We start from the raw sequence: 13,053 nt of genomic DNA on the forward strand, positions 1-13,053 counted from the left end.
CGGAGCGGATATGGCAGAATACCGAATTCTACGCCTCGGGTGCGACCTCGGCATCGCGGGAGACGGACTCCTCACCTTCCGAGATGACGTCCTCCTCTTCCTCGTCGTCGTGTTTGTGCGCCTCCCTGTACCGCGACAGCGCGCGGGTGAAGGCGTTGACCACGGCGAGGATCGGGACGGCGATGAGCGCGCCGACGATACTCGCGATCGCGGCGCCCGCTGTAACCCCGAGCACGATGGCGAGCGGATGGAGTTTGACCGCTCTGCTCATCAAGAGCGGATGGAGCAGATTGGACTCGATCTGCTGGACGGCCAGGACGATGAGGAGGACCCAGAGGGCCGTCCACAAGCCGTTCGGAGCGGCGACCAGGGCGACCAGGACCGCGACCGCGCCCGACACCGTCGCACCGACGATCGGGATGAACCCGCCGAGGAAGACCAGCGTGGCCAGCGGCAGCCAGAGCGGCACGTCGAGGATCCAGAGCCCGATGCCGATGCCGACCGCGTCGACGAGGGCCACGATGACCATCGTGCGCATGTACTGCGACAGGGAGGACCAGGCGGCACCGCCGGCGTAGCGGGCGGGCTCCACGGCGTTGCGCGGGAGGATACCGGTGACGAACTCCCAGATGGGGCGCCCGTCGCGCAGGAAGAAGTAAGTACAGAAGAGGATGAGGAAGAAGCTCGTGAGGGTGTAGACGAGGCTGCCGAGCACCGATCCGCCGATGTCTAGCGCCCCCTGGGCGAGGGTGTCCTGGTTCTGGTTGACCCAGTCGTTGAGGTTCGCCTCGACGTCGTTGAGGTAGACGGACACCTGTTCCGCGTCGAGCCCGAAGGGACCGCTGCGGAGCCATTCGTTGATGGACTTTATGCCTTCGATGGTCTTGTCGGAGAATTCCGGGACGCCCTTGATGAACTGGTCGACGACGAAGGTCAGCACTCCGACGACCGCCGCGAGTCCCGAGATCAGGACCAGGATCGACGCCAGAGACCGGTTCCACCCGTGCTTGATGAGCCAGGCCGCCATGGGCTGGAACATCGCCGCCAGAAGGAAGGCGATGACGAAGGGGATGACGACGAGCGTGATCTTGGTGAAGAACCACAGAACGGCGAAGGCCGCCGCGCCGATGACGATCATGCGCCACGACCACGCGGCGCCGATCTTCAAACCGGCCGGGACGCTGTCGTCGTCGGCCTTCGTCGGCGACGAGGGCTTGGCGGGCGGCTCGGGGACCTCCTCCTCGAGCTCTTTCACGGTGACGCGGGGCTTGGCGCCCGACGGTTGCTCGCCGGCGCGCATGCCGGTCCAGATATCCCTCATCCGGGCCGTCCATCGTCCCATACCGTCACCGTCCGCTCGATCGATCCGCGTCTCGTCCGTAGTGTGTTCCTCCCATGGGGAAGACCAATAGTGAATACGGTACCGGGCGCCCGCACAAAAGCAAACTCGTTCCGGGGCGGCCGGATACCTCCTGTAGCGAGCGACACGGCCCCGTCGCCGCGCGGTCCCGGTAGCTGCCCCGGACCGTAGCGGGTAACCTGGGGAGACGTGAGCTCAGAACCAATGGACACCGTCTCCGGCCTGCCTATCCAGCTCCTCCACGACCGTCTCCTGGTCCGAGAGGACCCCGACAGCGAGCGCCGCTCGTCGGGCGGCATCGTCATCCCCGCCACCGCCTCGGTCGGCCACCGGCTGCACTGGGCCGAGGCCGTCGGCGTGGGGCCGCTGGTGAACGCGGTGCAGACCGGTGACCGCGTCCTCTTCGACCCCGCCGAGAAGGCCGAGGTGGACCTGAACGGCACCAATTACATCCTGTTGCGGGAGAGGGACATCCACGCCGTCGCCGCCAAGCGCGTCGACGACGGGGAGACGGGGCTCTACCTCTGATGCGCGTCGGTGTCTGCGGGCTGGGCCTCATCGGGGGCTCAGTCGTCCAGGGCCTGGCGGACACCGTTCACGAGGTGTTCGCCTTCGATCCCGATCCCGCCGTGCTCGCCTCCGCCGAGAGGTGGGCCGTCCCGGTCGCTTCGGCCGAGGACCTGCGCGACTGCGACCTGGTGGTCGCGGCCGTCCCCTTCGACCGCCTCGACGAGGTCCTGTCGCTGTTCACCGAGGACGTCTTCTCCGGGATCGTCACCGACACCGGGTCGGTGAAGGAGGCCCCGCTGCGGACCATGCGGGGCCGCGCCCGTTACGTCGGTTCGCATCCGATGGCGGGCAAAGAGGTCGCCGGGTGGGACTCGGCGGAGCCCGGCCTGTTCCGCGACCGCCCCTGGGTGGTCGGGCTGGAGGAGGACACTCCCCTCGACGACTGGGAGGCCGTCGCCCGTGTGGCGGTCGACCTGGGCGCGAGGGTCGTCCCCGTCGACGCCGCCGCCCACGACGCGGCCGTCGCCCGGGTCTCCCACGTGGAGCACCTGCTGGCCGCCGCCGTCATGCACCTGGTCAAGGACGACCCGCTGGCGCTGTCCTTGGGCGCGGGCTCGTTCCGGGACGCCACCCGCGTGGCCGCCTCCTCTCCTCAGCTTTTCGACGGCATGGTGCGCGGCAATATGAAGCATCTGAGCGGCGCCCTCGGCGGTGTCGCCAACGGACTCGGGTCGATCGCGGGAATGCTGTTCGACGACATGACCGCCTACACCGGCCGGCTCACCGGATGGTTCACCGAAGCGCATGAGGCGCGGTCCGCATGGCCGCCGGAGCCCGGGGAGGGCGAGCGGATGGATCTGTCGTTCGAGGCGCTCCGCGAGCTGGGCATCCAAGGCGGATGGGTCGAGGCGATCGAAGGAAAGAAGGTGGCCGCGGTCCGAAGGCCTCGGATAAAGTCCACCTATGAGTAATATCGATCGCATCGCCGACGAGTACGTCGCGGACTTCGTCGCCGCCCACCCCACCTTCGCCACCGGCCTCGGGGACCCGTCGCAGGACGACAAGTGGGACGACTTCTCGCCCGAGGGCTTCGCCGCCGACACCGAGCGCACGCGTCGGCTCATCGCCGACCTCGAGGCCCTGGAGCCCGCCGACGAGCGCGAGCGCGCCGCCAAGGAGGCCACGCTCGAGCGCGTCCGCCTCGAAGTGGAGCGCTACGACGCCGGAGACCTCTACCTGGAGCTGAACGTCCTCGGCTCACCGCTGCACGGCATGCGTCAGATGTTCGACCTCATGCCGCGCGACACCGAGGAGGCCGTCGCCAACATCGCCGCCCGCCTCCTGGCCTTCCCCGAGGCCGTTCAGCAGGTCACCGCGTCCTTCCGCGCCGAGGCCGAGGCCGGCCGCGTGGCCGCCCGCCTCCAGGTCGACGAGGTCGCCAAGCACTGCGACAACTGGAACGGCGCCAACGGCGACGACTTCTGGAGGAACCTGGTCGACGGGCTGACCGTGGACGGCGGGGAACCTTCCCAGGAGCTGCGCGAGAAGCTCGTGAAGGGCGCCGCCGCGGCCCGCGAGGCGACCGCCTCCTTCGCCGAGTTCCTTCGCACCGAGCTGGCCCCGAAGGCTCCGGCCAAGGACGCCGTCGGCCGCGAGCGCTACCAGCGCGCCTCGCGTTTCTTCATCGGCGAGGAGATCGACCTCGAGGAGACCTACGCCTGGGGCTGGCAGGAGCTGGCCCGCATCGAGGCCGAGATGGACGCCACGGCCGAGCGGATCAAGCCGGGCGCGACCGTCGACGAGGCCATCGAGTACCTCGACGCGCAGCCGAGCCAGAACATGGCCGACAAGCATGCCTTCCGCGACTGGATGCAGGAACTGGCGGAGAGCACGATCGCCGACATGGCCGACAAGCACTTCGACATTCCCGAGCCGGTCCGGGCCATCGACTGCAATCTCGCGCCCACCGAGGACGGGGCCATCTACTACACGAGCCCCGCCGAGGACTTCTCCCGTCCGGGCGCCATGTGGTGGTCCGTTCCCTCCGGCCAGGAGCTGTTCTCCAAGTGGCGCGAGCGGACGACCGTCTACCACGAGGGCGTGCCCGGCCACCACCTCCAGATCGGCCAGACGATCTACCGCCGCGAGCTGCTCAACCGCTTCCAGCGCACCATGATGTTCTGCTCGGGCCACGCCGAGGGCTGGGCGCTGTACTCGGAGCGGCTCATGGAGGAGCTGGGCTACTACGACGACGACCCGGCCGGGAAGCTCGGCATGCTCGACGGGCAGGCCATGCGCGCCGCCCGCGTCATCGTCGACATCGGCCTGCACTGCGAGTTCGCCATTCCCGAGGACAACCCCTTCGGCTGGCGTCCGGGCGAGCAGTGGGACGCGGAGAAGATGTTCGAGTTCATGCGCGCCCACTGCCGTGTCGAGGACGACATGCTCCAGTTCGAGTGCAACCGCTACCTCGGTTGGGCCGGGCAGGCCCCGTCCTACAAGGTCGGCGAGCGCCTCTGGATGCAGGCTCGCGCGGACTACGAGTCCCGGAAGGGTTCCGAGTTCAGCCTGAAGCAGTTCCACACCGACGCCCTCAACCTCGGCGCCATGGGTCTCGGCCCGTTCGCCGACGCGCTCAAGCGGCTCTGAGAACCGCGCCGTTTCGCGGCCTTTCGCCGGGTTGTTGAGGACAATCGTGTAGTTCGGAGCCGTTCCCGTCCGGGATTACACCTCGGTCGCCCTTGAGAATAAGGGCAGCTGGGGCCGGGCGGGGAGCTCCGTTCCGGCCGTCCCCTCCACAGGGGGCGGCCTTTTTCGCATGTCATGGCGTGATCGCTCCGTTCGTCCGGGTGGACGGGGTGGCTCCGATCCGCCACACTGGTTCCATGACTCTTCCTCAGGCCGTAGCGCGGTTGACCACCGGTCCGCTGGCGCAGCTGAACAACGATCCGGATTTGGTGTTCGCCTACGCCGTCGGAAAGGCCGCGCAGGACGATGATTCCGATGACGCCGCGCTCGTCTGCGTGTGGGACTCGGAGGCCAGGCCGGACCCCGAACTCGAGAAGACGCAGCATTTCACGCTCGGCGAGTTCACCGCCATGCTCGACGAGATGGAGCAGGGGCGCGGGTGGGAGTACCCGTCCTCACCGGCAGTAAAGGTGCTTGCGGCTTTTTCCGACGGCATCCTCTTGGCCGACGACTCCGGGCACGGCATGGCCGCTCGTGCTCGTGTCATCGAGCTGCCCGAGCAGCTGTCGCAGGTCGCGTTGGAGCGGGTGCGGGGCGAGCAGGAGGAGGTCGCGCGCCAGCTGGAATCCATCGCCGACCCGTTCGAGCGGACGTCCCTGCTGCTGGACGCCTGCCACCGGGCGTACGTTGCACTGTTCGCCGCCGGCGGGCACTGGTATCCGGGACCGGCGCAGCGCGAGGAGTACATCGAGCGGTACTTCCTGAACGAGCGCGTGCCCGAGGCCGAGAAGCTGGTCTGGGAGGCCTCGACCCACGCGGACGATTCGAGCGGCGATCTGGCCGGCGCCTGGCGCGACTTCGTGAAGGCCGTGCTGGATTGAGGCGGAGCGCCTAGCTCAGTAACGCCCTAACAGAGGCCGCCGGGAACCCGGCCCGCAAGGTTCCCCTCGGGACGGACTTCGTCCAGAGTGTCGCAAGTCGCGTCGGTGTCCCCGACGACATTTCACGGTCGGTCATACGAGCATCGCAGTCGCCCCCGACTCCCCCTCAGTAGTGTTCAGAGCCATGAGCTGCCCGTTCACCTCCTCACCGAGCTCCGTTCATGACCCAAGGCACAAATGGAGACCCGCTTGCAGGCTCGGTCCGGCGTCGCGTAATATTGACTCCGTTGCCGAGCGAGACGTTCGGTGGACAGGCTAGCGCCCCTAGCTCAACGGATAGAGCATCTGACTACGGATCAGAAGGTTGGGGGTTCGAATCCCTCGGGGCGCGCCACAGGTTAGAGACCTACCAGCGGAAACGCAGGTAGGTCTTTTTCTTTGCCCAGGACCCGCTACGTTTCCGTTCCGGATTACTCCAGACGATCCCACTCTACGCGGGTAGAAGCTTCCGTTCCGGCCGCCCCACTGCAGGGCCTCGCTCTGAGCTGCTCGACCCCATTGCTCTGCCGATAGAAACTCCAGAGACATTTCGAGAAGGCTCGGCGGCCCTTCCCCTCGAGACCTCGTCCCAGCCAGGCCCGAGACGCCGGTACTGTCGAAATCCGCCAGCCAACCTGCTTGATCAGCGGTGACCCAGGATGTTGATCACCCTTCCGTTGGCATCCCTGACGAAGAACCGGTGAACACCCCATTCCTCATACGTCAACGGATGAACGATCTCCACATCGTTGTCCTTCATGAGAGCGTATGCCCCCTCCACGTCGTCGACCTCTATGCTCACGTCCGGCGAAACCGGAGCCGTGGCGTCCTCCGTCATCACACTCACCTGCGGCGAGTGTTCGCCACCCGCTGCCATGGTCACGATCCACCCGTGGTCCATGACCTTCTCGAATCCCAGTAGTCCCAGCACTTCCAAGCTTCGGTCCGGATTCTCCGCGTGCAGGTTGGGAACCACCCTTTTGATCTTCATAAGCGGAGCCTAACACCGGAATGGGACAGCAAGTCCGCCATGACCACCCGCGACCGAATTCCGGCCTTGCCATGGCCCTAGGGGATCTACGGCTACGCCTGGCATGAAGCCAGGGGGAAACTTCCACCTGGACCGCCACGTCCTCAAATCCCGCTGTCGCCGTCGTCTCCGGATTTTTCTGGCGCTCGCCCCGCTCTGCTGAGAATCGGTGTCCATCCTCGATAGCTTGAACCCACCGTCCGATTTCTATCCGACGGCAAATGGCGAGACTTAGCGATCGTGCTCCGTGCGGTCGTTAATCTCGTTCGGATCGCCACGACGAATAATGAAGAACTCATTGACAGGGACGTTGAAGCCGACTTCATGGCCCGCTTCGAAAGTGCGTTCGAACGGCTCAGTCAGAAGCGGGTCGTCGATGGTGATGACACATTCGCCCTCACCCTCGTACGTGGCATGGCCTCTCCCGTTGTCCATGGTCCCTTCCCAGACGGTTACGCCCCCGCAGTCAATGCTCGCTTCCCCTCCGTCAAGGGGCAAGTCGTACCCGCACTCAAGCTGCTCGGAGTCGGCGGATTCGAAGCAGGTCTGAAGAACTAGAGTGAAGTCCAATTCGTTGCCTTCGGGTTCGCTGGACTCGGTGCAGCCCGTCAGCGTCAGAGGCAACAGAGCAACGGGCAGGAGGAGTTTACGCATGGTGGTTGAATCCTTCAGGGGGGTCTGAGATTCGCATTTTCTCGGGGCGCCATTGTCGCGCATCAGCGACCGGTATCCGTGTTTAGACACGATAGTTGAGTACCTACAGGCTACATGCCCAGGTGTACGGACTGGCAAGTCGGAACCGGGATGTCGAATTCGGGTACCACAGCGCCTGCGATCCAGAAAGCTGGCTGGTGGCGAAGTAACACTGAGAATGGGAACCCGCCCGCAGACAACTTCGTCGCATCTCGCCAGAACCACGTGTCGTCTGGCTCGGTGCGGTGAGGTATGGCCCAGAGCCCGAGAGTCAACCCGCTTCGTAGCCCTTCCTGATCAGCTCTCTCAGAACGGCCTCGTCGACGTCGTCGAGGTACTTGATGTAGAGGCAGCCGACGCCGGTCGTGAAGGTTCCCAAGTTCTGGAGGAGCTCGTCGTTCTCCAGCGCGGCGGTGTCTTCGCCGTATCGTTGAATGAGCCCGTACAGAGTCAGAGCCGCGGCTCGAGGGGCGAATCCGACCTTGACGGTATCGCCTTCCCGCCCGCTGGCGTACTTGTAGTGGTAACTGCCGAAACCGATGATGTTGCCGGGCCAGAGGACAGGCTCCTCGCCCGTCACTTCGCTCATGATCTCCACGAGACGGCCGGCATCGGCCCTGCGCCGTTTTACCTTCACCCTGTCAAGGGTCTGGGTGATCTTCTCGTCCACATGCCGATCTTAGGCGCGGACGAATCGCTCGGACGTGGAACGGCCCGGATGACGTCGGCCAAAGGACGGGCAGGACCAGTCCTGGGGGCCATTCAGCACAGACTTTTCATGAGAAGTCTATATACTTGCGACGGTCCCGTTCCACCGTCACGAAGGAAACCCATGCCGTTCATCGAGATCAACCAGCTCACCGGCCGCGACGCCGAGACGAAGGCGGCCATCATCGACGAGGTCACGGCCGCCTACTCCCGCGTCACGGGAATCGCCCCGGAAAAGGTGTGGGTGAAGATCAGCGAAACCGACCCGGGCGACTGGGGCATCGGAGGAAAACCGCTGGGAGGCCCGACCGCCAAGTAGCGCGGCGGGCGAGTGCGCCCGTCAAGCCGATCTGATACCGTGCCTCGGCGGTCTATCCGATGAAGATTACAGGCGCCCGTTCACAATGGTGTTGAGCTCTGAAAGGTAGTCCTCGAAGCGGGACCTGCCATCTTCGGTCAGGCTGACGACTGTCACAGACTTCCGATTCTCCCGACGCTTCGAGATCGCCACGATGTGGTCCTGCTCCAGAACGCGCAGCTGCCTCGACAGCTCGGCATCGGAAACACCGATCAAGCCTTTGAGGTCGCTGAAGTAGATCTGATCCACTTGGTTGAGTACGCCCAGTATCGACAGCCTTATTGGAGAGTGGATGACATTCGGCAGGATGTCCTTCAGCGGACGACCACTCGTCGTCACTTCCTCCACCTCAGCGCCATGTAGACAACACACACACTTGTGGGGAGCAGCGCGAACGTGCTTGCGAAGATCATGGGGCTCTCGCCGCCACGGAAGACGACGGGGTACCCGACCACGGCGAGCACGAACCAGAAGACGACCTTTTCAACAGGAGTCTTGACCCTTCGACCGGAGACCGGCGAAGCACGGTGCAGGAGTATGACTGTCGCTGTGAACAGGAGGATATAGAGCCCGATGGCCTGGACCCAGGTGAGCGACACTGCGAACGTGATGACGAAAGCGATGTACGACATCGCAACGCAGGCGATCTGGATGGCTTTGTGCGTTGCCCCAGGCTGTTTGACCGCAGTCGGGGCTTCATTGATGACCCGGAGCTGCTCCTCGGGCGTAAGCACTTTCTCCGCCATATAGGCCCCTCTCAAGTTGTTTCGATACTAGCAACCACTTACTAAAAGCGCAAGTTGACTACCGCTCTGATTTTGCCCGGCAGTGAAGGATCGGGCCATAGGTGCCAGTCACGAGAACGATGTGCCGGCTAAAGATCCCACAGCGCTATTGGGGCACCTGCGGCTCCTAGAACGTCCTCAGCCGCTGAACTAGGCGCGGAATCGAACAGTCCGGAAGCGCCCTGGGAGCATTGGTGGAGAACCGTCGGGAGAGGCCCTGGTCGCCCCACGGGCGCGGATCCGGGAGAACGTTCTTCGACGGCTTCTTGAGCAGCAGGTGGTCGTGGTATCCGGCGATGTAGAGCGGACCGCGGGTTCCCTCCGGAATCCGCGGAAATCCCGGATGCAGATAACAGGTCGTCCCTTCTTGAGCGACCGACTTCTTGCAGGGCATCGCGTCGTCTTTCCTGGGGGCTCTGCACCGTTTGGAACGACGCCTCTTGGCTTCAGGGGACATCCCCTCATCTTCGTGAGGACGCCGTACCCCGGTCCAGAGTTCTAATCTGTCGGAAGACCGACGGAAGCGAGAACGTCCAGAAAGCCTGTTCATTAAAACCCCAGGTAAGCAGACAGGGGTCGGAATGGCCGATCACGGAACGCCAAAGAAAAGGTCACGGGTTCAAAACTTTCTGAAGTAACCGCAACCTGCGGCAACCCGGCGACGTGTCTTTTTCGCAGAGGCCGCCGACCCCTTGACGACCCGGATCGGCACGCCGAGACCCCGACGATTAGGAAGCCGATCAACCCTTGCGAACCCCGACACCCCGACAACCCCCTCCGGCCTCTGCACCCCTAAGTTTCGGCTGAGTACCCAGCCGTTACCGGTCTCATCGGTGACCCTGACCGATGGGACCGGACCCCTCAACACCCCTCATTACCCTTCAATTCAACAACCCTTTGAGGCTGTGGGGCATAGGAAGTCGCTTCCTATGCCCCACAGCCTTTAGTGAAAACGAACTCGCGCCGGCCCCCGACCGCAGGTATGGTTTCGGCATGAAAATCCGAGACGCGGTCCAAGACGACTGGCCCCACATCTGGTCGTTCATGAGCGGCATCGTCGCCGCCGGCGAAACCTTCCCCTGGGAGCCCGACACCCCGGGCGAGCAGATCCGGAGCTTCTGGCTGTCCGACGGCCCGGGCTGCGGCAGCCTGGTCGCCGAGATCGACGGGGCCATCGCCGGCACGGCCGAGATACACCCGAACCTCCCGGGCCAGAGCGCGCACATCGCCAACGCGGGATTCATGGTGAACCCGGACTACCGCAGCGGCGGCGTCGGCCGCGCCCTCGGAGAGGCGGCCATCGACTGGGCCCGCCGGGCCGGCTACCGGTCAATGCAGTTCAACGCGGTGGTCGACGCCAACACCCACGCAGTGAAACTGTGGCACTCCCTGGGTTTCGAGACGATCGCCCGGGTCCCCGAAGGCTTCAAGCACCCCCGAGTGGGCTACACGGACCTCCACATTATGTTCCTGCGCCTGTGAACCAGCCGCTCACGGCGGTAGGTCCCGAAATCCTCCGGATTTTTCACGCGGAACGATGAACCCCGGTGACCGGCGGCGTCTATACAGACAGAACGACCGCGAACACCGAGGAGATCAGAACCATGAGCCAGATGTTCATCAATCTGCCCGTCAGCGACCTGGATCGAGCCAAGAAGTTCTACCAGGCCCTGGGGTGGACCATCAATCCGGACTTCACCGACGAGAACGCGGCCTGCGTGGTCGTGGAGGACGGACAGCTCTACGTGATGCTGCTGGTCAAGGACTTCTTCGCGAAGTTCATCGACCGCCCCATCAGCGACACCTCCGGATCGATCGGATCCCTGTACGCGCTGGCGATGAAGGACGCCGACTCCGTCAACAGGATCGTGGACGCCGCCGTGGCGGCCGGGGGCCGCGAACAGGAGCCGAACCCGGAGATCGCCGAGATGCAGAAAGAGGGAGGGATGGTCCAACGCGTCTTCATCGACCCGGACGGCCACCAGTGGGAGCCGATCTACATGGACTTTCCGCAGCCGTAGGGCGGACGCACCGACAAAGACTCCAGTACAGGCCACCCGCAGTGGTCACGGAGGGCGCTCCCGATACGGGGCCGCCCTCCTTTTCTCGTTCTCGGAGGCAGCGCTGAGGAGGGGCGATCCTCATTCTCCGATCTCGGAGGCGGCGCGGAGGAGGGGCTGTCCCCTTTCCCTGTTCGAAGAGTCGGTCCGGAGGGGCGTGGCCCCTCCTTTCCCGTGCGAGGAGGCCGCCCGGGTGCCAGAATGATCGGGACCGGCGCGGAAGGGGAAGGCCATGGGAGACAGGACCACCAGGTCGATGCTCGTCCTGCTGGCCGTAGTGGCGCTCCTCCAGTTCGGATACCCCCTGACGGTCTTCGGCAGGCTGTGGACCGGCGTCTACCTGATGCTCCACCTGGTGATGATCACCTACAGCACCCTCGTCGCCCGGAGGGAGAAGGTGCGGGCGCCGGGAGCGACGCCGGTCGGAATCCTGTTCGGAGTGTCGGTCCTCTGGCACGCCCTCCAGCAGGGCAGCGAGACCAGCCAGACGGTCATGTTCGCGGCGGCGGCTCTCTACACGGCGCTGGTCATAGCGGAGCTGTCGGTGTTCACGTTCCGCAAGAGCAAGGTCGGCAGCGGCGGCCTGATCCTCGCGGCACTGAGCACGTACCTGCTGATCGGCGCCCTGTTCTCGGCGGTCTACAGCCTGGTCGCGCTGGGGTCGCCGGAGTCGTTCGCGGGAGCGGGCGAGCGCGTGGACTGGCGGGCCATGTCGTACTTCAGCTTCACGACCCAGTCCACGCTGGGCTACGGCGACATAACCCCGATGACGGTGGGTGCCCGGGCGCTGTCGTCCCTGCAGTCGGTGACGGCGGCGCTGTTCCTGGCGATCGTGATCGCCAGGCTGGTCAGCGTCTGGAGAAGGGACGCCCGCTCGGCCGGATAACCGGGTGCGGCCGCGAAGCTTCAACTCGCCGGGCGGCAGGTTCGGGGCCAGAAGGCGATCACCGTCGTAACCGTGGACCTCGCCGAACCGTTCGCCGTCCCGCCACGCGCGGCGGGCCTCGGCGATCTCCTCGTGGGAGCGCCCGACGAAGTTCCACCACATGACGATCCGCTCGTCGAAGGGAACCCCGCCAAGGAGCATGACCGAGGCGTCGCCGTCGGCTCGTAGCGAGAGACTGCGACGGCCCTCTCCCAGGTAGAGCAGGGCACCGGGCTTGACGGGGACGCCGTCGACCTCGCAGGCGCCGTCCATCGCCAGGGCGGCGTACTCGAACTGCTCCTCGAGGGGCAGGTCGACGTCCACTCCCCCGGTGAGAGACAGGTCGGCCCCGAACAGCGGCGTATAGGTCCGCCCAGGGGATCGGGCTCCGTCGAGTTCGCCCATGATGACCCTGGCGGAAAGCCCCGGAGCGGTCACTTCCGGCAGGTCGCGGTGGTGCTCGAAGGCGGGGGCGGTATGGCGCTCGCCGCCGGGCAGGGCCACCCAGAGTTGAGCGCCGTGCAGGACGGGATCGTTGGAATGATGCCGGGGCGACTCCTCGGAGTGAGCGATGGCCTTCCCGGACGTCATCAACCCCAGCTCGCCGGGACGCACGGTCTGCAGGCTCCCGAGGCTGTCGCGATGCAGGACCTCGCCGGAGTGCAGCCAGCTGACGGTCTGCAACCCCATGTGCGGATGCGGCGGCACCTGCATGCCGGGCGAGTCGGTGATGTCGTCGGGCCCGTAGTGGTCGACGAAACACCAGGCCCCGACCATACGACGCCCCAGGTTGGGCAGGAGACGCCGCACCATGGTCGAGTCCCCGAGGGGCGTCATCCGCCCCTGCAGGAGATCGCGGACGGGGCCGGTCGAAGACTCGGCGCCCCGGTGGACAGGGTCGAAACTCGGTTCGCTTCCGCTCATATGTCCAAGGATGCCCGATTAGGGCGCCGATGGTCAGTCCTTCTCGGGCCGCGGACGAGAATATCCGGGATGGGCGATCGCTTGCCTCCGTA

Annotated in this window: 14 protein-coding genes, 1 tRNA gene and 1 pseudogene; 9 read left to right on the top strand and 7 right to left on the bottom strand. The window is 65.2% G+C overall.

All coding sequences use genetic code 11. The annotated features are described in order from the left end of the window. Positions 1-28: 28 nt before the first annotated feature. Positions 29-1,321 (bottom strand): AI-2E family transporter, encoded by a 1,293-nt coding sequence (locus ACFTE1_RS19645; protein WP_380619752.1) that lies wholly within the window; start codon positions 1,319-1,321, stop codon positions 29-31. A gap of 243 nt (positions 1,322-1,564) precedes the next feature. Between ACFTE1_RS19645 and ACFTE1_RS19650 the strand changes: the two genes are divergently transcribed. From ACFTE1_RS19650 to ACFTE1_RS19670, 5 genes are all read left to right on the top strand, one after another. Continuing rightward, positions 1,565-1,888, top strand: a complete 324-nt coding sequence (locus tag ACFTE1_RS19650) for a GroES family chaperonin (protein WP_380619825.1) — start codon at positions 1,565-1,567, stop codon at positions 1,886-1,888. Continuing rightward, a complete protein-coding gene (locus tag ACFTE1_RS19655) occupies positions 1,888-2,841 on the top strand; it encodes a prephenate dehydrogenase (protein WP_380619754.1) in 954 nt (317 codons plus the stop codon). Before ACFTE1_RS19650 ends, ACFTE1_RS19655 begins: the two co-directional genes overlap by 1 nt. Next, positions 2,834-4,519, top strand: a complete 1,686-nt coding sequence (locus tag ACFTE1_RS19660) for a DUF885 domain-containing protein (protein ID WP_380619757.1) — start codon at positions 2,834-2,836, stop codon at positions 4,517-4,519. Before ACFTE1_RS19655 ends, ACFTE1_RS19660 begins: the two co-directional genes overlap by 8 nt. 236 nt (positions 4,520-4,755) lie before the next feature. Next, entirely contained in the window at positions 4,756-5,439 is a 684-nt protein-coding gene (locus ACFTE1_RS19665) for a hypothetical protein (protein ID WP_380619759.1), read from the top strand. 318 nt (positions 5,440-5,757) lie between these two features. Beyond that, a tRNA-Arg gene (locus ACFTE1_RS19670) sits at positions 5,758-5,833 on the top strand. Between the two features lie 288 nt (positions 5,834-6,121). Here the strand turns inward: ACFTE1_RS19670 and ACFTE1_RS19675 are convergent. From ACFTE1_RS19675 to ACFTE1_RS19685, 3 genes are all read right to left on the bottom strand, one after another. Then, on the bottom strand, positions 6,122-6,469 hold the full coding sequence (locus tag ACFTE1_RS19675) for a VOC family protein (RefSeq protein WP_380619762.1): 348 nt from the start codon (positions 6,467-6,469) through the stop codon (positions 6,122-6,124). A 270-nt stretch (positions 6,470-6,739) separates the two neighbouring features. Beyond that, on the bottom strand, positions 6,740-7,162 hold the full coding sequence (locus ACFTE1_RS19680) for a hypothetical protein (protein WP_380619764.1): 423 nt from the start codon (positions 7,160-7,162) through the stop codon (positions 6,740-6,742). A 310-nt stretch (positions 7,163-7,472) separates the two neighbouring features. After that, positions 7,473-7,871, bottom strand: a complete 399-nt coding sequence (locus ACFTE1_RS19685; protein WP_380619767.1) for a DUF1801 domain-containing protein — start codon at positions 7,869-7,871, stop codon at positions 7,473-7,475. A gap of 162 nt (positions 7,872-8,033) precedes the next feature. Between ACFTE1_RS19685 and ACFTE1_RS19690 the strand changes: the two genes are divergently transcribed. After that, entirely contained in the window at positions 8,034-8,228 is a 195-nt protein-coding gene (locus ACFTE1_RS19690; RefSeq protein ID WP_380619770.1) for a tautomerase family protein, read from the top strand. 66 nt (positions 8,229-8,294) lie between these two features. Here the strand turns inward: ACFTE1_RS19690 and ACFTE1_RS19695 are convergent, their stop codons facing one another. Beyond that, positions 8,295-8,606, bottom strand: a complete 312-nt coding sequence (locus ACFTE1_RS19695) for a transcriptional regulator (RefSeq protein WP_380619773.1) — start codon at positions 8,604-8,606, stop codon at positions 8,295-8,297. After that, complete coding sequence (locus tag ACFTE1_RS19700) at positions 8,603-9,013, bottom strand: hypothetical protein (RefSeq protein ID WP_380619776.1); 411 nt, start codon at positions 9,011-9,013, stop codon at positions 8,603-8,605. The genes ACFTE1_RS19695 and ACFTE1_RS19700 overlap by 4 nt, the downstream gene beginning before the upstream one ends. A gap of 1,032 nt (positions 9,014-10,045) precedes the next feature. Between ACFTE1_RS19700 and ACFTE1_RS19705 the strand changes: the two genes are divergently transcribed. The 3 genes from ACFTE1_RS19705 (at position 10,046) to ACFTE1_RS19715 (ending at position 11,998) form a co-directional block, all read left to right on the top strand. Continuing rightward, complete coding sequence (locus ACFTE1_RS19705; RefSeq protein ID WP_380619778.1) at positions 10,046-10,534, top strand: GNAT family N-acetyltransferase; 489 nt, start codon at positions 10,046-10,048, stop codon at positions 10,532-10,534. Between the two features lie 122 nt (positions 10,535-10,656). Continuing rightward, on the top strand, positions 10,657-11,073 hold the full coding sequence (locus tag ACFTE1_RS19710; protein ID WP_380619781.1) for a VOC family protein: 417 nt from the start codon (positions 10,657-10,659) through the stop codon (positions 11,071-11,073). Between the two features lie 271 nt (positions 11,074-11,344). Continuing rightward, a complete protein-coding gene (locus tag ACFTE1_RS19715; RefSeq protein ID WP_380619783.1) occupies positions 11,345-11,998 on the top strand; it encodes a potassium channel family protein in 654 nt (217 codons plus the stop codon). Here the strand turns inward: ACFTE1_RS19715 and ACFTE1_RS19720 are convergent. Further along, positions 11,999-12,961: pseudogene (locus ACFTE1_RS19720) on the bottom strand (pirin family protein); the annotation flags it as partial. It lies immediately after the preceding gene. Positions 12,962-13,053 lie beyond the last annotated feature (92 nt).

Source organism: Salininema proteolyticum (genome assembly GCF_042685645.1).
Taxonomy (GTDB): domain Bacteria; phylum Actinomycetota; class Actinomycetes; order Mycobacteriales; family Micromonosporaceae; genus Salininema; species Salininema proteolyticum.

What these genes read in the sequence shown, in the direction of transcription:
- ACFTE1_RS19690 (WP_380619770.1), top strand. Translation starts at nt 8,034, where the DNA reads ATGCCGTTCATCGAGATCAACCAGCTCACCGGCCGCGACGCCGAGACG.
- ACFTE1_RS19660 (WP_380619757.1), top strand. Translation starts at nt 2,834, where the DNA reads ATGAGTAATATCGATCGCATCGCCGACGAGTACGTCGCGGACTTCGTC.
- ACFTE1_RS19650 (WP_380619825.1), top strand. Translation starts at nt 1,565, where the DNA reads ATGGACACCGTCTCCGGCCTGCCTATCCAGCTCCTCCACGACCGTCTC.
- ACFTE1_RS19680 (WP_380619764.1), bottom strand. Translation starts at nt 7,162, where the DNA reads ATGCGTAAACTCCTCCTGCCCGTTGCTCTGTTGCCTCTGACGCTGACG.
- ACFTE1_RS19710 (WP_380619781.1), top strand. Translation starts at nt 10,657, where the DNA reads ATGAGCCAGATGTTCATCAATCTGCCCGTCAGCGACCTGGATCGAGCC.
- ACFTE1_RS19705 (WP_380619778.1), top strand. Translation starts at nt 10,046, where the DNA reads ATGAAAATCCGAGACGCGGTCCAAGACGACTGGCCCCACATCTGGTCG.
- ACFTE1_RS19655 (WP_380619754.1), top strand. Translation starts at nt 1,888, where the DNA reads ATGCGCGTCGGTGTCTGCGGGCTGGGCCTCATCGGGGGCTCAGTCGTC.
- ACFTE1_RS19675 (WP_380619762.1), bottom strand. Translation starts at nt 6,469, where the DNA reads ATGAAGATCAAAAGGGTGGTTCCCAACCTGCACGCGGAGAATCCGGAC.
- ACFTE1_RS19645 (WP_380619752.1), bottom strand. Translation starts at nt 1,321, where the DNA reads ATGAGGGATATCTGGACCGGCATGCGCGCCGGCGAGCAACCGTCGGGC.
- ACFTE1_RS19665 (WP_380619759.1), top strand. Translation starts at nt 4,756, where the DNA reads ATGACTCTTCCTCAGGCCGTAGCGCGGTTGACCACCGGTCCGCTGGCG.
- ACFTE1_RS19715 (WP_380619783.1), top strand. Translation starts at nt 11,345, where the DNA reads ATGGGAGACAGGACCACCAGGTCGATGCTCGTCCTGCTGGCCGTAGTG.
- ACFTE1_RS19700 (WP_380619776.1), bottom strand. Translation starts at nt 9,013, where the DNA reads ATGGCGGAGAAAGTGCTTACGCCCGAGGAGCAGCTCCGGGTCATCAAT.